Here is an 18,577-nt window from a genome sequence, read left to right as displayed (position 1 = left end):
CAACTGGATGCGTATCAGGCACCGCATGAGCATTCCGGCGTCGCGCCGATCCGGGCGCCGGACTGGGGAGGTCGCCGTGAACGGGCCGCACACGCACGGAAAGCCGACCAGGAGCAGGCGTTCGACTCGACCGGGACACTCGAGCGTGCTGGGGCAGGTGAGCTGGCACCGGTCGTCGGACGGGCCCGGACCGCTGGACCGGCAAGAGCCGCTTTCCCGGCCGGTTTCCCGCCGGCACGCGGCTCGTTCCCGGGAGGCGTTGCTGCTCGCCAGCGCCGCGCTGACCGCCGCCGGTTTCATCGGGCTGGCCGTGGGAGGCGGTGCCAGCGCCGTAGCGGGCGGTCCCCCGGCGGGCATGTCGTCCGGCGGCATGTGGTCGGGCGGTGCCGCTGGTCCGTCCGGGATGTGTCCGGGCTCGTCGCTGACGCTGAGCTCGACCCGCCCGGACCCCGGCGCGGGCAACATCTTTCAGCAGCTCGTCCTGACCAACACCGGCCCGGCGGCCTGCTGGCTGCAGGGATTCCCCCACGTGTCCTTCGTCGGCGACAACGGCCAGCAGGTCGGCGCCCCGGCCGCCCACATCGGCCCGACAGGCCCGGTCGTGTTCCTGAAGCCGGGCGAATCCGCGCGGGCAGTCCTGCACACGGTGCAGCCTGGCCTGCAGATGGGCTGTGACCAGCCGGGGGAGACCGGGCCCGTACGGGCCCTGAAGGTCCACCCGCCGGGGTCGATGCACTCGCTGCTACTCCACCCGCCGGCGGTCGCCACAGCCTGCACATCGACGGCCGTCCACCAGATGGACGTCACCACGGTCATCGTCGGCTGAGCGCACGGCGGGCGTGCGTTTCGCCGCCCGGGAGCGGGATCGTACCGCTCCTGGGCGGCGGAACCTTCTTCAATGCCAGCGGAGTGCGTCGGCGTCCCGCATCAACCATCGCGCATCGTTCTTTTCCGCGAGTCAACTACACGGCGTCGGCCGTGCTCCGCCGCAGAGGCAAATACCGGCCCGACCAGCGCTTCCCGGACCTTCCGTGCCGATGCAGGGCACTCGGACCTTTTGGGTTACTGCGGCTTTGCCCGTCCCCAGGCAACGCGCCGATGGTGGTGAGCAGCAGGCTGCTGGTCCCTGCGCGAACGGGGCGGGCTCCTTCGCCGCCCCGGCCAGGACGAAAGTGGCTCGACGGGTTTTTCTGACTCTGACGACGATTACGTGATGGGCCTGAGCCGGTGGGGCATGTCACTGACGTCGCTGGTGATGAGCGAATAAAGCCACACGTCGCGGCGGCTCCCACCGATGTCCAGATACTGTCTGAGCCGTCCCTCCCGGTGGAAGCCCGCGCTCTCGAGTACCCGGATGGACCCGTGGTTGGCTGGTTCGACGTGGCCTTCCAGCCGGACGATGGCGGCCAGGCCCAGTGCCCAACTGCTCAGGAGGGTCAGGGCGGTGCTGGCGGCCCCTGCACGTCTCCGACTGGCGACCGTCCAGTAGCCGACTCCGACGACACCGGACTGTTGGCGGTGGAGCAACGTCATCAGGCCGATGGCCGTGTCGGTATCGGCCTCGGTTATGGCGAGGCTGAGTCCCTCTCCCGATGTGTGGCGTCCCCATTGCCGCTGGATGAAAGCGTGACCGGCCGCCGCAGTGAAACGGCTCGGCACCGTCGTACCCCGGGGGATGACCGGGTCCCGGCTTGCCTCCTCGACGCAAAGAAGATCTTCAGCGTTCCACGGACGAAGCTGTATCCGCCCCTCCCGCAGCTGGGGAGGCAGCGGAATAACACCGGGTCGATAGACGGGATCCACTCACCCATTCTCGCGAGCTTGGTGGCTCGCGCCCGGCGGCCGATGGACGTCGATGCTCCCTGAAGATCAGGTTCTAGGGCGTCGAGACGGCGTGGATGGTTGCCAGCCAGCTCGGCGGAATGCTGGGAACCGAGACCATGGAGACGATTCGGTCGTAGGTGCCGGGCAGCGGGCCGGTGGCGTCCACGGTCAGCGCCGTCGGGTGCAGGTCGAGGGCGGCCAGCCGGCCGGCGGCGGCGGACACCAGGTACGGGTCGACGCCCAGGGTGGTGACGTGCCGGGACCCGTAGCGGCGGGCGAGCAGGGCCGCCCCGTACCCCGACCCGGTGCCGCGGTGTGTCGACGAGCGCCCGGTGCCAGCGGGAGCCGGGATGGGTGACCTGGTCCGCCAGGGTGCGGGCGTGGGCCCGCCAGCTGGTCATGTCCACGCGTGTGGGCTTTCTGAAGTTCGCCGTTCGTGAGTTCCGGATGAGTCCGGGGCCGGCGGGGCGGTGCGCCGCCCGGGGTTGATCACCGTGCTGTAGCCTCCGGCGTCCTGCCAGGAGCCGACCACCGGCTGTCCGATCCACGCGACGGTGTGAGTCTCCTTCATCGAACCGCATGCTCTCGCCGAAGGTGCTGCGAACCGCCGTAGCCAGGGTGGCGCCGCAGAGGTCGATCTGCCGGGTGGGGCGAATGCCGTCGAGTTCACGGACGCCCGGTGACCTGTTGTGGTCTACGAAGCCGTGCACGATGGCGGGCAGGTCACGGTGCACGAACGCGACACACGATCAGCGGTTACCGGTGGGCGTGCAGCCGTGCGCGAAAGGCGTCCCATTGCGGGCGCAGCAGTGCCAGCCGCTTGTCGCGGAATTCGCCCGCGTCGAGTTCGGTGTGCAGGCGCAGTTCGCGGGAGAGCACCATCGCCTGGTTGATCAGGAACGGCACCGCGATTCTGGCTTCGCCCACCAGCGCGTCGACGGCGTCCTGAGCGCCGGGGGTGTCGGCGAGCAGGGTGTGCAGCATCGCCAGGTCGAAGCCGGGCAGGAACAGGCCGGTGAACTCGAAGTCCAGCAGCGCACACCCGCCGGCCTCGGCGAGCAGCAGGTTGGCCGGCAGCGGGTCGCCGTGCCCCACCTGCCCCGGCGCAGGAGCGGCATCGAGGAGGGCGTGCAGGGCGGCCCGGTCGTCTGCGTCGAAGAACCCGGCGCGGTGGTAGCGCTCGACCCGGTCGGGGTAGTCGAACACCGGCGCCAGTACGCCGGGCGGCGGGGCCCACTGGGCGAAGGTGGTGACGGTGTCCAGCACCGCGTCCAGCGTTGCCGCGGACAGCGGCCGCGGGGGATAGCGCTCGACGTCCACCGGATGGCCGGGAATGCGTTCGATGATCAGGACACTGCGCCCGTCGGTGTGCACCAGGTTGGGCACCCGTACCGGCGGCAGGTTCTCAGCGAATGCCTGGTAAAGCCGGATTTCGTGGATGAACCTGGCCTGCCAGAACTCCTCGCCGCCGCGCAACGCCTTGATCACCACGGGCAGGCCGTGCCGGTCGCCGAGCGCGAGCAGGGACTTGTCGCTGGCACGCAGCACCTCGCCGAGCACTGCGCCACCGAGATTGACGGTCGCCCGGTCATGCGACGTGCTGGTCATCGGCGTCCCTCACAGCCTGGGTCGGCCGGTCGATCAGATCGACTTCGATGGTGGCGCGACGACGAAGACGCGGGACGTGCGACGCCGCCGGCGGGAACGAGGCCGTCAGAACTCGGGTAGCCCCGGGCAGCGCCATCCGCCGAGTGTCCGCAGGGCGGGATCGTCCAGACCGTACACACGATGGGTCTCCGAGAGCTTCGTCCACCCGGTCCCGTTCCACCCGTAGAGCGTTTCGTCGCCCTCGTACCCGGGAGAGGCACCGTCGACGCGGCTGTAGCTGGTCAGGAGGACAGTCGACTGGGTCCCCTGCCGTCCGCAGGTGACGCCGGCGAATCCCAGGGAGGCCGAGTCGATAACCCAAGTGTTCTCGTCGGCGCCGGGTGTGTTCACGTCGGCCAGCCGGCCGTTCCGGTAGGTGTACATCTCGAACGACTGCAGATGTGCGCCCTGGGAGGTGACGAGAACGATCTCGCTACCAGGAGAGCCGTCGACCGCCGCAGTCCCGTGCCAGGGGCTCGCTTCCTCTGCGATAAGACCGGCGGAGACGTTGCGGTTAATGATCTGCCCGTTCGCGAGCAGCGCTGTGAGGCGCCAGTCGTCGGCCAAGCCGTCCCGGCCCAGATGTGTCAGCGTGATCTGGTCAGCCGCGCCGTCCCCGTCGATGTCGGCGTCGGAAACCGATGTGCAGCCCGCCGACCCGCCACAGGCATTCGCCTGCTCGGCTGTCCCGCTGATCGTGTCGCGACCGTGTCGGGACGTGACCGATTTACCGCTGTCGAAGCCGCTGAAAGACTGCCGAGGTCAGAACCGTGACGACTGCCACGACGCCCGCAATGAGGCGCCGGTTGATTCCCCGTCTCGCTGGCCTGCCGGAAGAACACACCGCGTACCCCCGCCCGTGGATTATCCGGGCCAGCAGTATCTCAGCCGGGTCGGGTCGACCCAGGTCGTTCGGGGAATGCCGACCTGGCTGGGACCGGCCAGGGTTCGCTCACCCGGCCGCGCAGCGGTGGCGATCGCCCTCGGCACCAGAGCCGCCGAATCGTTCGACCGTCCGTGTCAGGGCATGGCCCTCGCTCATCTGGCTGCCGCCACCGGGTACGTCCGTAAGGATCATCCGGCCCCTGACGTGGCCGCCGCATCAGCCGTCGCCGCACTCGACATCATCGAACACGCCCCGAACGCGGAAGTGCATGACCGTGCTCGCCGGCTTGCCACCGAGCTGTCCGCGTGGAAATCCGAGCCACTGGTGCAGGAACTCGACCAGCGAACAGCCGCCCTCTGAGCCGCCCCGGGTTCCTTGGTCGGGCCGGCCTGCACTCGAATTCGGGCGGCCCGTCGAGCCTGCGTTATCGACCTTGTGTTGGATCGATAGACGAGGTCGAGGAGAGCGTCCTGCGTCGACGTGGTCGCGTGCTCGTCAGGTCGGGCAGTCTGCACCGAACCCGGGGCGGTTCACCGCCTGACGGCGGGCGGGTCAGCCCACGAGGTCTACGTCTACTTCGACTCGTGTTTCGGCAACGGCATCGAGGATGGAACCACGCTGCGAGCTCTGACCACCGACAACTGCGCCCCGCTCTGGTCAGGACGCGTCGTGCACTGGGGCGGAAGCGCCGCACCCTTCAGGGTCTGCCACCCCGGCAGCGTGCCAGCCGTGAACCCGACGAAGACAAGCTGACGGAGGGCCCGGCGGCCCCGTTCGAGCAGGCCGGGCGTGAAACCCGACCACTCGGCGGTCCACGGGGCATCCGCCCCCGAAAGTGTGGCGCTGGGCTCCTTCAGGGACTTCCAGGACTTCCAGCCCGAGAGGGGTGCCGCTCGGAAGTCGGGCCAGTAATGGCCATTCCGCTGGTGGACACCGGGACCTCGACAGCAACGACGACAACGAGCCGGACAGGTGCACGCCCCTGCCCGGCGGCCGGAGCCCCACATCTCCGGCGGCACGGGCCGGGAGCACGTCCCCCGTTTATCCGGCTCTGTTCCACTCCCGGCCCTGGGCACCTGACCCGGCCAATGGGTCCTCGCATTGGACCGCTCGCGACCTCGGCCGGCCGCCTAGCTGACGAGGTTGCGGCCGGGGGTACTGATGTCTAGGACAGCCCGGTGGCCGCGCGTGCTTCGGCCAGGGTGCTCCAGCCGGTGCCGAGCATCATCCAGCCGTCGTGGCCGGCCAGGCGGTTGATCGGATCGCGTACCTTCACCTGCCAGCTGCCGGGGCTGGTCTCGCGGGCGAGGGCGGCCTTGCCGTCGCAGGAACCGTAGTGTCTGCCGAGTGCGGCCGGTTCCGGCTGGATCGCTTTGAGCAGGTTGTCGGAGTCCATCAAGTCGCTCCGTAAAAGGGCCACAGGTGCGCCCGGGATGGGCGCCGCTCGCGGGTCACGACCCGGGTGGCTGTTGCTCCAGTCCGATGTTACGCCGCCGTCGGCGCCCCGCCAGTGGGAAGGCCTTCCGCCATTCCCCCGGCGCGAGGCGTCAGCGCCGCCCACCGGTAATGGGCAGGGTGGGTCTGACCTCGGGTGTTCCGTCGCGGAGGTCGACGTCGACGGGGAGCCCGTAGATGGTTTCGATGAGGTCGGCGGCGTAGACATCGGCCGGGGTTCCCGACGTGACGACGTTGCGCCTGGCCGCCGGAGAGCTCGTCGACGTGGCGGTCGGCGAGCGCGGTGAGGTCGAGCAGGTCGAGCAGGTCGATTGTGGCTCGCCTGCCGGCCGGCGGGCGTCAGCGGGCGGGCTGGCAGGACCGGTGGTGGAGCTGGGGATCGGGCCGGACGCGGCCCAGCAGGTCGGCGACGGCGGGGTCGGCGAGGCTGTAGCGGATGATCCGACCGTCGCGCTCGGCGAGCACGGCGTTCTGCTGGCGCAGGACCCGCAGTGCCTGGGAGACGGCGGCGTCGTTCATGCCGACGGCGGTGGCCAGATCCGAGACGGAGATCGGGCCGGCGTAGTGCACCGCGAGCAGGATGGCGAGCCGGCCCGGTTCGCCGAGCATGGCGAACCGGGCGGCCCACCGCGTCACCTCGTCGCGGTCACCGATGGCGGCGACGGCGTCGCAGGCCCGGTCGCCGTCGATGATCCGGGCCCGGTTCTGGTCGTCCAACCGGTGCATGTGGAGATTCTCGCATCCACGTCGACCGGGCACCTGCCCGTGGCGGTTGTGCATCCGACCCTCAGACCGTGGCCCGACGAGCCGGATACCGCCCGCCGGGCGGAATCAGCCTCCATCCGTGATGGGCGCGGCACCCGCGGAAACACCTGCATGGTCTTGCAGGTGACTCGCGTTGGTCGTACGGTTTGTCGGCCGTGGTGCTCGGGAATCCGGTGATACGCCGGAGCGGCCCTCGCCACTGTGATCGGGATGTCGCCGGCCAGTCCCCGCCCACCGGGGAAGTCACTGGGCGCCGAGTACCGCCGCCTGGGAAGGCGGCCGGCGACGCACCACCCGTCAGCCAGGAGACCGGCCACGGCACCCGCGAACACCGTCCACGAGGTGCTGGAAGGCGGCCTGTTCTGGCATGCGCGCACGTCTGGTGGCCCTGAGCGCCACACTCCTGATCGCCCCCGCCCTGCTGGCGGCCTGCGGCGAGGACGACCCGTCCCCGACCGCGGCTTCCGCACCGGACGCCCGGGGCTGCGTGCCCTCCTTCGCCCGGCCGGCTTCCGGCGTCGGGCCCGCCGCGAGGTGCTGGCCGGGCGCGAGGCCGACGAGCTCTCCGACGGCGAACGGCAACGGGTCATGATGGCCCGCGCCCTGGCCCAGGAAGCGACGCTGGTGCTGCTCGACGAGCCGACAGCCTTCCTCGACGCGCCGTCCCGCGTCGCCGTCACCGCCCTGCTGCGCCGCCTCGCCCGGGAACGAGACCTCGCGGTCGTCGTCTCCACTCACGACCTCGAGCTCTCGCTCCGCGTGGCCGAGGGCGTGTGGCTCCTCGGCCGGACAGGGACCCTGCACACGGGCCGCCCGGCGGAGGTGATCGCCTCCGGGGCGGTGAACACCACCTTCGACGGCGACGACCTGCGCTTCGATCCGGTGACCAGGACCTTCGAGCTGCGGGAGGCAGTGTGACGGGCCAGCCCGACATGACCGGAGCGGGGCGGCGGCCCGCCCCGACGGTGTCCGCCGCCGAGGTGGCGAGCGCCTTGCGGAGGCTCGCCGAGATCAGCCCCTACTTCGAGGCCGACATCGCGGTCGATCTCGCCGGCGCCGGTGCCTGCGAGGTGGGTGGGGCCGGGCCGGTGCCGGTTCGTGTCGACGAGCTCTACCGGGGCGGGGCGGCCTTGGCCGCCGCGGTCGACGGAGTGAACGAACGGCTTGGCGGCGTCGAACGACGGGTCGCCGCGTCCACCCTCGCGCTCGGCCACGCCGCCCGGCTCTGGTCGGTGGCCCTGGGCTGCTGGGCGACCGCCGGCATCGTCCCCGACCTGCCCCCACCCCGCCTCCGGGTGCAGCCGAGGCTCACCGCGCCCGTGCGGCTGATCGTGGACGAGACCGCCGGCTGGCGCGCCGAGAGCCTGGCGGACGCCGTCGACCTGCTCCGCGAGAGCATCGTCGAGGACCACCTGCGGCCCTACTTCACGGCCCTGCGGGGTGAGACCCGGCTCGCCCCGCGCCTGCTCTGGGGCAACGCCGCGTCCGCGCTGGTCGGCTCGACGCGGGTACTGGCCGCCTCCCCGCTCGTCACCCGCACGAAGGACGTTCCCCGGATGGCGGCCGCGCTGCTGGCGACACCGCCGCTCGCCGGTACGACCGTCCATGCGGTCACCTCCGACGGCGGACTGGCGGTCTCCTCGGTGGTCCGGCGGAGCTGTTGCCTGTTCTACCGGGTGCCGGGCGGCGGTACCTGCGGAGACTGCCCCCTGAGCCCGGCCGCGGAGAGGACACGACGTTGACCACCGACACCGAATACCGGGCCACCGAAGAGCTCGGCAACGGCACCCTGCACGTCTTTGCGCTGCCCACCGACACCGAGACCCTGCTGTCCCTCATCACCGAGATCTTCACCGACCACTGGCGCCAGATCGGCTTCGGCGTGATCGTCCAGGGCGCGGCCTGAGAAGTCGCGGCACCGAACGCGCCGCGGCGGATCGGCGTGTACGACGGCTACGTCACCGTCGACTTCGGGGCCTGGCACTTCCATCTGTGCATCGGCGAGCACACCGCCAGCGGCCCGGATTTCGGCCGGCTCGCCGCCTGGGACGCCCTGCGCGAACGCTACCTGGGCCTGGGCCCAGACCCACGGGACCGCTCCGGCACCGGCTTTCGCCACGGCTGAACGGACCTCCGTCGGCGGTGACGCACTTGGCGATGCCCACCCCGGCGTTGCAGCCGAGCGGTCGGGCGGATGGCTCCGTCCGAGGGTCAGGTACGGGTGAGCTCGGCGGTGAGGAACTGTGTGTCGAACCAGGGCCGGGTGGCCTTCCCGGTGAAGGGGTCGGTCAGATCGCGGCCGTAGCGGTGGGCGACCGTGCGGTCGTCATCCTCGCGGATGGTCCAGCCGTTGGGGCGTAGCCACTGGGCGGGATGGGGGCGGGTCTCGGTGTTGAACAGGGCCCTCGCCTCGATCCCGGACCGGCTGGTGAGCTGGTCCAGCGTGGCGGTGTCGGAGGCGAGGCGCTCCAGGTGGGCGAAGCGGTCGAGCGCGAGTCGACTGCCGGGGACGGAGAGCCGGTGGATCTCCCGGATCAGGCGTTCCTCGGCCGCCGCCGGTAGGTAGCCGAGCAGCCCTTCCGCGATCCAGGCGGTTGGGTCGCTCGGGGTGAACCCCGCCGCGATGAGCGCGCCCGGCCATTCCTCGCGCAGATCGGTTCCGACCGGGACGCGCCGGCAGCCCGGTTGCGCCTGCTTGCGCTGCAGCACGTCGTCCTTGAACGCGAGGACCTGCGGCTGGTCCAGTTCGTACAGCGTGACGTCACCGGGCCAGCTCAGTCGGAACGCACGGGTGTCCAGGCCCGCGGCGAGAAGAACGACCTGACCGACACCGCCGCGAAGTGCGTCGTGGACGAAATCGTCGTAGAACCGCGAGCGCACGCCGATGTAGCGGGAGGTATGCAGAGACAGCGCCTGCCGGTCTGTCACCGGCTCGCCCGCGGCGGGCCAATTCAGCGGGAACGACACGGGTGAGGCCACAGCCTGGACGAACGCGGCCCCGAACGGGTCGTCGATGAGCGCGTCGGGCATCGACGACTCCACCGTCCGGGACGCGGCTATACCGAGGGCCGTCAGCCCGGGACCGGTGACGATGTCCCAACTCCGCTGCTCCGCCATGTCATATTCCTTTCGTGAGGGGAACCTTGTGCCGCCTTACGCAGAGTTTCCCTGTCGAAGTATCGACCTTACCTACGGCTATGCGGAGAAATCCGGCAGTTGAGTTCGTGGGGCCGCCGAGGCTAACAGAACCTGAAATCTATAGATCTGTACCCGGGTGCCGTTCGTTCCTGTGTCTCGTTCACCTGCCTCAAACGCTACGTGGACCGGGAGATACAAATGATTCTCGCCGCGAGACCGCTGATTAAGTCGGAAGGAGGCGAGGGGGTGACGGCGGTGAGATGATCGTCGAATGCGGGTTCGTCGGGGCCTTGTCAGTGATGCCGAGCAGATCGCCCGGGTGCATGTGCTGTCCTGGCAGGTCGGCTACCGCGGGCTCCTGCCGCAGCCGCTTCTCGACGGGCTACACCCGGCACAGCGCGTGCCGAGGTGGATGACGACCCTGAGCCAGGCTGCCTGGCCTGCCCGAGGCACTCTGATCGCCGACGACACCGACGACACCGACGACGTTGGTGACATCGTCGGCTTCGCGGACCTGCGTCCCACCCAGGACGACGACCAGGACGCGGGCGAGGTCGGGGAAATCGTCTCCTTCTACGTCCTGCCCGCCGCCTGGGGCAGGGGCGTGGGACGGCATCTGATGGCCGCGGCGGTCCGCGATGTCGACGCGGCGGGCTTCATGTGCGCGACGTTGTGGGTGCTGGAGACGAACCTTCGCGCGAGGCGGTTCTACGCGCACCTTGGCTGGGAGCCGGACGGCGCCGTCCGGGATGAGATCGTCGGTGGAACCGCGATCCGCGACGTTCGGTATCGATACAGGCTAGATCGATACAGGCTAGATAGGTGACATGTTCGCGGCTCCTGCCATGCATGGGGCGACATCGATCGCCAGGGCGCAGGTCGCCGCTGCGCCTGCAGGGGCTGTGTGTGACGAGCTGACGTCACTGATCTCCGTGGTCTTCCAGGACGTCTACCTGTTCGAGGGCAACGTCGAGGACAACATCCGGATCGGACGTCCCGGGGCGAGCGCCGAGCAGGTGAGCGAGGCCGCGCGGCTGCCCCGGGTCGACGAGATCGTCGCGCGGCTGCCCGAGGGCTGGGACACCCGGGTCGGGGAGGGCGGCAGTGCCCTGTCCGGCGGCGAGCGCCAGCGGGTGGCTACCGTTGCTCACGGTCTCCCTGAGCACCTTCATGGTGCTCTTCGGCGTCACGATCGTCAGCGTGGCGGTGCCGGCGATGGCCGACGCGCTCGACTCCTCGTCCACCGATCTGCAGTGGACCGTCGACATCTACGTCCTGGTGCTCGCCGCCCTGCTGATGGCGATCGGCTCGGTGTCCGACCTCTTCGGGATCGCGGGCTCCCGGGTACCGCCGCACCCGCCGGGCCGTCGGCCGCCGCGGCGGCTTTTAGCCGCCGGCCGGATCACGGTGTGGACGGCGTCGCGCGGGTGACGATCTCGTCGGCGTGCCGGGCGATCCAGGCCACCAGGGGGGCCAGGTGGGTGACCAGGTCGTCTCCGAGACCGGTGAGGCTGTACTCCACGTGTGGCGGGATGACCAGGAGCGCCTCACGGTGGACGAGCCCGTCCTGCTCGAGGGTGCGCAGTGTCTGGGCGAGCATCTTCTCGCTCACGCCCTCGATGGCTCTGCGCAGCTCCCCCCAGCGCAGGGTCCGCCCGGACAGCGTGAGCAGGACGAGGATCCCCCACCGGCTCGTGACGTGGTCGAGGACTGTCCGGGTCGGACAGTCGCGGGGAAAGAAGCCGTCCGCGAAGAGGGCCCGCAGCCCGCCGAACTGGTCGCTGACCTCGTGGCTGACCTCGTGGCTGAGCTGGCCGTTGGACAGGCCGCTGACCTGGTTACTAACCATGAAGACAGTACCTTACCTGAAGGTGGGTACTATGCGCAGGAAAGTGTTCGCGAGAGGGTCCTGGTGGGCGCAGACGGCGCTGTTCGACCACACCCACCGCTGGAGGACCCATGTCCATCGTCGTCACCGGAGCCGGCGGTCACCTCGGCCGGCTCGTCGTCGAGAACCTGCTGGCCCGCGGCGTCCCCGCGGGGCGGATCGTGGCGGGCACCCGCAATGTCGACGCACTGTCGGCGCTGGCGGAGCGGGGCGTGGACGTCCGCCGCCTGGACTTCGACGACCCGGCCTCGCTCGCGACGGCGTTCGCCGGGGTCGAGAAGGCGCTGATCGTGTCGGGGACGGACTTCGGTCGCCGGGTCGAGCAGCACGTGGGCGCGGCCCGGGCGGCGCGCGACGCCGGCGCGTCCCTCGTCGTCTACACCAGCGCGCCGTACGCCGACACCACCGACATGCTGCTGGCCGAGGAACACCGGGGGACCGAGGCGGGCATCCGCGCGCTCGGCGTCCCGTTCACCTTCCTGCGCAACGGCTGGTACTTCGAGAACTACACCGACCAGCTCCCGGTCTACCTCCAGGTGGGCGCGGTCGTGGGCTGCGCCGGCGAGGGCCGCGTCAGCGGGGCCGCCCGGTCGGAGTACGCCGAGGCGGCCGCCGCCGTCCTGACGGGTGAGGGGCACGAGGGCGCCGTGTACGAGCTGGGCGGCGACACGTCCTTCACCCTGCCGGAGCTGGCCGAGCAGATCGCCAAGCACACCGGCCAGCCGATCGTCTACCGCGACGTCACGCAGCCCGAGCTGGAGGCCGTCCTGACCGGCGCGGGTCTGCCCGGGCCCGTCGCGCGCGTCCTCGCCGACGCGGACCGGGCGATCGGCGCGGGACGGCTCCAGATCGACACCGGCGACCTGAGCCGGCTCATCGGCCATCCGACCGTCAACCTGGCGGACGCGGTGGCCGCCGCCGGCGCGCCCGCGGTGCCGTGACCGGCCGGGCGGGCTCGTGGACCGGCGCACCACCACGAAAGGCGGTCAGGACGGCGCGCGGCTATTCCTCGGCGAGGATTCGCTGCAGATAGTCGGCGAAATCTCCGGGCTGTGTGCTGTCAATGATCATGCGGCCCATGACCTCCGAGTACCGGAGCACGTCGGCTGGCTTGTCCAGGTAGACCGCACCTGTGAGGTACCTGCAGTGGACGACGTCGGAAAGCTCCGGCTCGGCGAAGCGCAGGATACTGAAGGTGCCGCCTTCCGCGGCGTGGCCGCCGAAGGCGAACGGCATCACCTGGATGATGACGTTCGGCTGTTCGGAGACCGCGAGCAGGTGCTTCATCTGGGCGCGGGTGACCCGCGGCCCGCCGACCGGGCGCCGCAGGGCCGCCTCGTCCAGGACGACCCAGAGCGTGGCGGGATCCTCCGGATGGGTCAGTATCTCCTGTCGGCGCATCCGCAGGCTGACCCGGCGTTCGAGCTCCCCGGGCGGAGCCGCGAACTGGCTGCTGTTCAGGCCGATGGCGGCGCGGGCGTAGTCCTCGGTCTGGAGCAGGTCCGGGACGAACTGGGCCTCGTAGGCCCGGATCTGCGTCGCGGCGGTCTCCAGGCCGAGGTACAGCTCGGACCAGTCCGGCAGGACGGCGGCGAAGGCGCGCCACCAGCCGGGCTGGTTGGCCTCCCGGGCCAGGGCGAGCAACGGGGCGCGCACGGCCTCGTCATCCACCCCGTAGAGGGTGAGCAGATCCTCGATGTCGCGAATTTTGAACGCGACCCGCCCCAGCTCCAGCCGGCTTATCTTCGAGTCAGAGCTCCGGATCGCATACCCGGCCGCCTCGCGGGTGATCTCCCGCTCCTCCCGGAACCGGCGAAGCTGGCCGCCAAGCAGGATCCGCAGCGCGACCGGCCCGCGGTTCCGCTGGTCTACCATCCTGTCCCCCGTAAGTGATCAGCGTTCGAGAATGTCTTCCCTTCTTTGATGGCGCTCACGCCTTGCGTGCGACACCGCAGAACGAGTCCAGCGCAGTGGGGATGGTGCCCGGGGCGGGTCGCCAGAACGGGGTCGAGATCAGGCCGGGCTCGAGCAGCTCGAGACCGTCGAAATACCGGGCGATCTCCTGGGGTGTCCGGTTGTAGTACCCGTGCCCGCCGGACCCCTCGCTGAGGGCGTGGACCTTTCCGTCGGCGACGGTGCCGTCACCGAGCACGAGATGGCTTCCCGATGGCACGGCATCGAGAAACCGCCGCACGATCGCGTATGCCTCGTCGAGGTCGACCACATTCCCCATGATCCCCATGAGGATGAGCCCGACCGGGCGGCTGAAGTCCAGGGTCTCGGCCGCGCCCGCCAGGATGGTCTCGGGGTCGTGCACGTCGGCGTCGAGGTAGGCGGTGGCCCCTTCGGGGCTGCCCGTCAGCAGGGCGCGGGCGTGCGCCAGCACCAGCGGGTCGTTGTCGACATACACGACGCGGGACCGTGGGTCGACCGACTGGGCGACCTCATGGGTGTTTCCGGTGACGGGCAGGCCGGTGCCGATGTCGAGGAACTGCCGGATGCCCACGTCGCCGGTCAGGTGGCGGACCGCACGGCCGAGGAAGGCCCGGGCGGCCCGGGCGATCTCGACGATGTCCGGGTACAGCTCGACGTAGCGGTCTCCGTACTCGCTGTCGACCTCGAAGTAGTCCTTGCCGCCCAGCCAGTAGTTCCAGACCCGGGCCGACTGTGGCCTGCTGGTGTCGAACGTGGCTGGCGGGTGGTCGTCGGTGGGGCTGTTCACGGGGCGGCTCCCTGCGCGCGGTGGTCGCGGGCGTCGGCGGGCGGAATCCACGGTGGTCCCGAACCCTGGGTTCGGGACCACCGTGGATTCCTGGTTGGCTGCTTCTCGGCTACTTCAGGGAGATCGACCGGTCGAGGAACTCGTTGGTGACCAGGTCCTTCGGGGCGAGGCCCGGCTTCAGCTTGTCGCCCTTGGCCTCGAAGACCGGGGTGAGGCGGCCGATCAGGGTCTGGACGCGCGCGGTGTCGAAGCTGCCCAGGACGCCGTCGCTGCCGTCGGCGATCAGGCCGAGGCTCTTCTGCTGGGCGTTGGCGTTCGCGAGCAGCTCGGGGGAGAGGGTGAACCCGCTGGTGTTCAGCGAGTCGAGGACCTTGAGCAGGAGCTGGTTGGTCGCCTCGGGATCGTTGATGTAGTCACGCTGCGCCTGCTGGAACAGTGGCACGAGCTTGCTGAGGCAGTCGCGGTTGGCCGCGAGCTTGTCCGGCCGGATGGAAAGCTGCGACCGGTAGACCGGGTAGTCCTTGTCGAGGAGTAGATACTTGACGGGCTTGTTCCACGCCTTGACGTCATGCTCGAGCTGGTAGGGCTCATAGGTCACGAACCCCTGCTGCACGATCTTACCGTCGGCCGCGACGAAGCGGTCCGGACTGCCCTGGTAGGAGGTGTCGATCTGCGACTTGTTCAGCAGGCCTTCCCGTTCGAACACCTCGGGGTAGGAGACCTGGCTCGCGGAGACCAGCACCGTCGCGCCTTCCCGACCGATGTCGGCGACGCTGGTGAAGTTCCAGTCCGGGTTTCCCCACAGCAGGACCTGCGGGTTCTTCTCGTACACCGAGAAGACCGCCACCGACGGCGCCTTGGCCGAGTTCTGGATCGCCTCGTCCGTGCTGATGTCGCCGAGCAGGATGTCGTCGTCCTGGGCGAGGAGCGAGGAAGCCGGCTGGAAGCCCACCGCCGGGCCGCCGGCCCGGATCTCAAGCGTCACACCGGTTCCGCCGAGCTGGCCGGTGATGCGGCTGGAGTCCTTGTCGATGGTGGGGTTCGGCCCGAGGAGCTGGAAGAGGAACCCCTGGTCGGCGCCGGGCCACCATGGTTGTTGGACGGTGACGGTATCCGGGCAGCTCCCCTTCAGCGGAGTGCTGTACCGGGATGCGCCCACCGCTCCGGTTCCGGTTGGGGTCGGCCCGGCCGACTGGTCGTCCGAGTCGGCGCACGCGGTTAGCCCGCATAGGAGCACGACGGCGCACACGCTCGTGGTCACGGAACGGCGACGGAATCCTGAAACTCGCACGGGGAAGGATGTTTCCAGACCGTGAAATCGCCGCCGTGACGGGACCGACCCACTCGTCGTGGTTTTCGCGGCCAAGATGTTCTGTAGTCCTGGTGTTGTCTGGATGAGGCCAGGTGAAATTCGCCGCGTGTTGCCTGCCGGACGTGGGGAACTGGCTTTGACCTGGCCTTTTACCTGCTTCGTTCGTACCTGCCGACCGAGTGGTCAAGGATGGGGCGAACCTCGGATTGATCTGTCGTGACATCAGCGATCGGACGGTGGGGCCGGGACGGCGCTCGCCCGATGGCACGCCGGCCGGACGGCGCGGCCCCGGGCGCTACGCGCCGGCCGGATCCTGGTGGGTCCACCACCGCAGCGCCTCCTCGCCGGCGAGGGCGTCGGGATGGTCGGCGCCGAGGATCCTGCGGCGGCCGGCCAGGACCTGCTCACCGAGAGCGCGAGCCTCCGGGTACCGACCGAGTTTGCCCAGGTAGACGGCAAGGTTGTAGGCGGAGGTGAGGGTGTCGGGGTGGTCGGGTCCCAGGGCGCGGCGGCGGCGGGCGAGGGTGTCCTCGCCGAGATCGCGGGCGGCCCGGTGGTCACCGAGCGCGCTCAGTCGTACGGCGAGGGCGTTGGCGGCCTCCAGCGTGTCGGGATGCTCGGGGCCGTGGGTCCGCCGAAGCCGGGCGAACACCTCCGCTGCGGATTCGGGGCCGCCCGGCCGCCCGCTCTCCGGCCGCCGCTGCGCGGCGCCGTCATCGAGAACGGTCCTCGGCCCGCCGGGGCCGGTCGCGGGCCGCGTGCGGACGGTCGACGCCTCCATGCGGACGGTCGTCGACTCGGGGGCATCGGGGGCGCGGCCGGCCGGCGGCTCGGCGGCCGGCAGCCCCTCGGCGATGCGGCGGACGACGTCGTCGAGATGCAACGGCAGGCCGGCCCGGGCGATCCAGCTCGCGCCGAAGGCCGCAGCGGTGGCACGCGCGAGCGCCAACGCGAAGGCGGTGGCGTCCGACTGGCGGGCGGCCGGGTTCTTCTCCAACGCGTGCAGCACCACCTCGGCGACCGGGGCGGCCACCCCGTCCATGGGCGGGGCGGGCTCGGTCAGCTGCCGGCGCCACAGAATGTGCAGCGGCAGCTTCGGGTCGAACGGCGGCCGGCCGGTCAGGAGCCGGTAGAGCACGATGCCCAGCGCGTAGAGATCGGTAGCCGGGACCAGCCGGCCGCCCTCGATCTGCTCGGGCGCCATGTAGACCGGCGTGCCGGCCACCTTGCTGGCGGTCGTCGCCGACCCCTCGAACAGCTTCGCGATGCCGAAGTCGCCGACCTTCACGGTCCCGTCCGCGGCGAACAGGATGTTGTCGGCCTTGACGTCGCGGTGCAGCACGTTGCGGGCGTGGGCATGGCTCAGCGCCGCGGACACCGCCAGGCCCACCGCGCACGCCCGCTCCGGCCTCATCCCGGCGCGCTGCCGGGTCAGCGTGCCACCGGCGAGCAGCTCCATCACCACCAGGCACAGGTCGTCGGCCTCGATGTAGTCGTAGACCCGGACCACATGTGGATGATCGAGCCCGCCCAGCAGCCGTGCCTCGGCGGCGAAGTCGATCCGCTCGCCCTCGGCCGTCTGCGCCGGCATGACCTTGATCGCCGCCGGGCGGCGCATCCGCCGGTGCTCCGCCCTTAGCACCAGCCCGAACGCGCCCGCGCCCAACTGCTCACCGAGGACGTAGTTCGGCACCACCGCGGCCACCCGCGCCCGGTCGACGATCATCAGCAGTCCCGGCGGCCCGGTCGACCTACCGACCGTCGCATCACCACGACCTGTGTCATCGCGATCTGGATCATCATGATGAAACCAGCTTAACGATCGCCCCGGGATCCCGGACCACTACGGATCGCCCCGCTCCGGCGTCTCGGCCCGGTGGCCCTCCTGCCAATCCCGGCGTATGTCGGCTTCACGCGGCTCCGGTGTCGGTGATGGCGGTCGTTGGTCGTCGTCAGCCTCTGTCGGGTTTCCCGCGCCCGGAGGCTCCGGGCCGCCAGGAACGCCGCCTACCTGCGGCGTTGCGGATTCCTGGTGATGGTGGGTGGGAACGAGGGCGCCACCCGGTCCTGATCTGGTCACCGCCGCGAATCCGCCCTAAAATGGGCCCGGCTCGGAAGATCATGTCGGTCGGCACTGTCCGGGCGCACCGCCGGCCGATTGATTGTCCCCAAATTCATCTGTGACGGGCAGCGTAGAAAAAGGGGCTGTGGGTGGGCAACCACGGTACGGGCCGCTCGCCGGGCCCGGTCGTCATGCTGGAGTACTGCGGGCGGCGGTGGCACGTCGCCCGCGATGAGGAGATCACCGTCGGGCGCAGCAGCGCCTGTGCCATCAAGCTTCCCGACGACACCTACCTGTCGCGGCACATGGCCTCGCTGCGGGTTCTGGACGACTGCGTCCTGGTGTACAACAAGTCGCAGTCGAAGCCGTTCTGCCTGCGCCCGCCCGCCGGCGAGGACAGAATCGTCGAACCCGGGGCGGCGATGACCTCGCTGCCGTTCCCCAGGTTCGACATCGTCGCGGCCCGCCGCGGCGGAGCGACCGTCACCGTGCAGGTCGACGCCTCCGCCGTCACCCAGGACCGGAAGTCCCTCGGCCATACGACGCTCTCCGAGAGCAGGGCGACCATCAGCCGGCCGGTCCAGCTCAGCCCCGCACAGCTCGACATCATCATCGAGCTGTGCCGACCACTGCTGACGAAGTCCGGGCCCGACGCCCGGCCGGCCACCTACAAGGAGATCGGCGAGCGGCTGGGCCGCGGCCCGAACTACGTGCGCAACGTCATCTCGGACGTCCGCCGCGAGCTGAGTGACCGCGACGAGCCCGGCCTGGCCGACTGGGAGGACCTGGCCCGCTGGATGATCCTCAACCGCCTGATCACCGAGCGGGACGTCCGGAGGTCCCGGCGACCAGGCGCCGGGGTGTAGCGCTCAACTACC

20 protein-coding genes, 2 pseudogenes and 1 riboswitch are annotated in these 18,577 nt (G+C 70.3%); of the genes and pseudogenes, 10 read left to right on the top strand and 12 right to left on the bottom strand.

All coding sequences use genetic code 11. The annotated features are described in order from the left end of the window. The first annotated feature begins 145 nt into the window (after positions 1–145). Positions 146–826 carry a DUF4232 domain-containing protein gene (locus MXD62_RS37240; protein ID WP_248834015.1) on the top strand — a complete coding sequence of 227 codons (681 nt, stop codon included), beginning with the start codon at positions 146–148 and terminating at the stop codon, positions 824–826. 380 nt (positions 827–1,206) lie between these two features. Here the strand turns inward: MXD62_RS37240 and MXD62_RS37235 are convergent, their stop codons facing one another. The 4 genes from MXD62_RS37235 to MXD62_RS37220 form a co-directional block, all read right to left on the bottom strand. After that, on the bottom strand, positions 1,207–1,803 hold the full coding sequence (locus MXD62_RS37235; RefSeq protein ID WP_248834014.1) for a GNAT family N-acetyltransferase: 597 nt from the start codon (positions 1,801–1,803) through the stop codon (positions 1,207–1,209). A gap of 73 nt (positions 1,804–1,876) precedes the next feature. Next, positions 1,877–2,047, bottom strand: a complete 171-nt coding sequence (locus MXD62_RS37230; RefSeq protein ID WP_248834013.1) for a hypothetical protein — start codon at positions 2,045–2,047, stop codon at positions 1,877–1,879. 533 nt (positions 2,048–2,580) lie between these two features. Then, on the bottom strand, positions 2,581–3,432 hold the full coding sequence (locus MXD62_RS37225) for a phosphotransferase (RefSeq protein ID WP_248834012.1): 852 nt from the start codon (positions 3,430–3,432) through the stop codon (positions 2,581–2,583). 105 nt (positions 3,433–3,537) lie between these two features. Then, entirely contained in the window at positions 3,538–4,038 is a 501-nt protein-coding gene (locus tag MXD62_RS37220; RefSeq protein WP_248834011.1) for a hypothetical protein, read from the bottom strand. A 25-nt stretch (positions 4,039–4,063) separates the two neighbouring features. Here MXD62_RS37220 and MXD62_RS37215 point away from each other — a divergent pair, with 25 nt between their 5' ends. Further along, on the top strand, positions 4,064–4,717 hold the full coding sequence (locus MXD62_RS37215; protein WP_248834010.1) for a hypothetical protein: 654 nt from the start codon (positions 4,064–4,066) through the stop codon (positions 4,715–4,717). An 805-nt stretch (positions 4,718–5,522) separates the two neighbouring features. Here the strand turns inward: MXD62_RS37215 and MXD62_RS37210 are convergent. Next, a complete protein-coding gene (locus MXD62_RS37210) occupies positions 5,523–5,753 on the bottom strand; it encodes a hypothetical protein (RefSeq protein ID WP_071062883.1) in 231 nt (76 codons plus the stop codon). A gap of 398 nt (positions 5,754–6,151) precedes the next feature. After that, entirely contained in the window at positions 6,152–6,538 is a 387-nt protein-coding gene (locus MXD62_RS37205; protein ID WP_248834009.1) for a metalloregulator ArsR/SmtB family transcription factor, read from the bottom strand. 156 nt (positions 6,539–6,694) lie between these two features. After that, a riboswitch (cobalamin riboswitch) is annotated at positions 6,695–6,910 on the top strand. Between the two features lie 9 nt (positions 6,911–6,919). Between MXD62_RS37205 and MXD62_RS37200 the strand changes: the two genes are divergently transcribed. From MXD62_RS37200 to MXD62_RS41175, 3 genes and pseudogenes are all read left to right on the top strand, one after another. Continuing rightward, positions 6,920–7,495, top strand: coding sequence for an ATP-binding cassette domain-containing protein (locus MXD62_RS37200; RefSeq protein ID WP_308301384.1), 576 nt, complete (start codon positions 6,920–6,922; stop codon positions 7,493–7,495). Beyond that, a complete protein-coding gene (locus MXD62_RS37195) occupies positions 7,492–8,319 on the top strand; it encodes a (2Fe-2S)-binding protein (RefSeq protein ID WP_248834008.1) in 828 nt (275 codons plus the stop codon). The genes MXD62_RS37200 and MXD62_RS37195 overlap by 4 nt, the downstream gene beginning before the upstream one ends. Further along, a pseudogene (locus MXD62_RS41175) lies at positions 8,316–8,702 on the top strand (hypothetical protein). The gene MXD62_RS37195 and the pseudogene MXD62_RS41175 overlap by 4 nt, the downstream one beginning before the upstream one ends. An 86-nt stretch (positions 8,703–8,788) precedes the next feature. On the opposite strand, the gene MXD62_RS37180 reads toward MXD62_RS41175, so the two are convergent. Next, positions 8,789–9,694 carry an SAM-dependent methyltransferase gene (locus MXD62_RS37180; RefSeq protein ID WP_248834005.1) on the bottom strand — a complete coding sequence of 302 codons (906 nt, stop codon included), beginning with the start codon at positions 9,692–9,694 and terminating at the stop codon, positions 8,789–8,791. Positions 9,695–9,986: 292 nt separating this feature from the next. Here MXD62_RS37180 and MXD62_RS37175 point away from each other — a divergent pair, with 292 nt between their 5' ends. The 3 genes and pseudogenes from MXD62_RS37175 (at position 9,987) to MXD62_RS37165 (ending at position 11,146) form a co-directional block, all read left to right on the top strand. Next, the gene (locus MXD62_RS37175; RefSeq protein ID WP_248834004.1) at positions 9,987–10,541 is read left to right on the top strand and encodes a GNAT family N-acetyltransferase; all 555 of its coding nucleotides are present in this window, start codon (positions 9,987–9,989) and stop codon (positions 10,539–10,541) included. Positions 10,542–10,629: 88 nt separating this feature from the next. Further along, positions 10,630–10,851 (top strand): annotated as a pseudogene (locus MXD62_RS41170) (ABC transporter ATP-binding protein); the annotation flags it as partial. 7 nt (positions 10,852–10,858) lie between these two features. After that, positions 10,859–11,146 carry a hypothetical protein gene (locus MXD62_RS37165; RefSeq protein WP_248834003.1) on the top strand — a complete coding sequence of 96 codons (288 nt, stop codon included), beginning with the start codon at positions 10,859–10,861 and terminating at the stop codon, positions 11,144–11,146. Here the strand turns inward: MXD62_RS37165 and MXD62_RS37160 are convergent. Continuing rightward, positions 11,118–11,564, bottom strand: a complete 447-nt coding sequence (locus tag MXD62_RS37160) for a helix-turn-helix domain-containing protein (RefSeq protein ID WP_248834002.1) — start codon at positions 11,562–11,564, stop codon at positions 11,118–11,120. The genes MXD62_RS37165 and MXD62_RS37160 overlap by 29 nt on opposite strands. Before the next feature lie 110 nt (positions 11,565–11,674). Here MXD62_RS37160 and MXD62_RS37155 point away from each other — a divergent pair, with 110 nt between their 5' ends. Continuing rightward, entirely contained in the window at positions 11,675–12,544 is an 870-nt protein-coding gene (locus MXD62_RS37155) for an SDR family oxidoreductase (protein WP_248834001.1), read from the top strand. A gap of 61 nt (positions 12,545–12,605) precedes the next feature. Here the strand turns inward: MXD62_RS37155 and MXD62_RS37150 are convergent, their stop codons facing one another. From MXD62_RS37150 to MXD62_RS37135, 4 genes are all read right to left on the bottom strand, one after another. After that, a complete protein-coding gene (locus MXD62_RS37150; RefSeq protein WP_248834000.1) occupies positions 12,606–13,478 on the bottom strand; it encodes a helix-turn-helix transcriptional regulator in 873 nt (290 codons plus the stop codon). A 55-nt stretch (positions 13,479–13,533) separates the two neighbouring features. Continuing rightward, on the bottom strand, positions 13,534–14,325 hold the full coding sequence (locus MXD62_RS37145; RefSeq protein ID WP_248833999.1) for an SAM-dependent methyltransferase: 792 nt from the start codon (positions 14,323–14,325) through the stop codon (positions 13,534–13,536). 109 nt (positions 14,326–14,434) lie between these two features. Next, positions 14,435–15,484: a hypothetical protein gene (locus tag MXD62_RS37140; RefSeq protein WP_308301383.1), complete on the bottom strand. Its 1,050-nt coding sequence runs from the start codon at positions 15,482–15,484 to the stop codon at positions 14,435–14,437. A 448-nt stretch (positions 15,485–15,932) separates the two neighbouring features. Further along, positions 15,933–17,363, bottom strand: coding sequence for a serine/threonine-protein kinase (locus tag MXD62_RS37135; RefSeq protein WP_248833997.1), 1,431 nt, complete (start codon positions 17,361–17,363; stop codon positions 15,933–15,935). Positions 17,364–17,848: 485 nt separating this feature from the next. Between MXD62_RS37135 and MXD62_RS37130 the strand changes: the two genes are divergently transcribed. Beyond that, positions 17,849–18,565: an FHA domain-containing protein gene (locus MXD62_RS37130; protein WP_248833996.1), complete on the top strand. Its 717-nt coding sequence runs from the start codon at positions 17,849–17,851 to the stop codon at positions 18,563–18,565. Positions 18,566–18,577 lie beyond the last annotated feature (12 nt).

The organism is Frankia sp. Mgl5, assembly GCF_023242985.1.
GTDB lineage: Bacteria > Actinomycetota > Actinomycetes > Frankiales > Frankiaceae > Parafrankia > Parafrankia soli.
The sequence above is the reverse complement of the archived record's forward strand: the minus strand, read 5'-3'. Positions and strand labels throughout refer to the sequence as shown.

What these genes read in the sequence shown, in the direction of transcription:
- MXD62_RS37225 (WP_248834012.1), bottom strand. Translation starts at nt 3,432, where the DNA reads ATGACCAGCACGTCGCATGACCGGGCGACCGTCAATCTCGGTGGCGCA.
- MXD62_RS37210 (WP_071062883.1), bottom strand. Translation starts at nt 5,753, where the DNA reads ATGGACTCCGACAACCTGCTCAAAGCGATCCAGCCGGAACCGGCCGCA.
- MXD62_RS37205 (WP_248834009.1), bottom strand. Translation starts at nt 6,538, where the DNA reads ATGCACCGGTTGGACGACCAGAACCGGGCCCGGATCATCGACGGCGAC.
- MXD62_RS37180 (WP_248834005.1), bottom strand. Translation starts at nt 9,694, where the DNA reads ATGGCGGAGCAGCGGAGTTGGGACATCGTCACCGGTCCCGGGCTGACG.
- MXD62_RS37175 (WP_248834004.1), top strand. Translation starts at nt 9,987, where the DNA reads ATGCGGGTTCGTCGGGGCCTTGTCAGTGATGCCGAGCAGATCGCCCGG.
- MXD62_RS37160 (WP_248834002.1), bottom strand. Translation starts at nt 11,564, where the DNA reads ATGGTTAGTAACCAGGTCAGCGGCCTGTCCAACGGCCAGCTCAGCCAC.
- MXD62_RS37155 (WP_248834001.1), top strand. Translation starts at nt 11,675, where the DNA reads ATGTCCATCGTCGTCACCGGAGCCGGCGGTCACCTCGGCCGGCTCGTC.
- MXD62_RS37150 (WP_248834000.1), bottom strand. Translation starts at nt 13,478, where the DNA reads ATGGTAGACCAGCGGAACCGCGGGCCGGTCGCGCTGCGGATCCTGCTT.
- MXD62_RS37135 (WP_248833997.1), bottom strand. Translation starts at nt 17,363, where the DNA reads ATGATCGTCGACCGGGCGCGGGTGGCCGCGGTGGTGCCGAACTACGTC.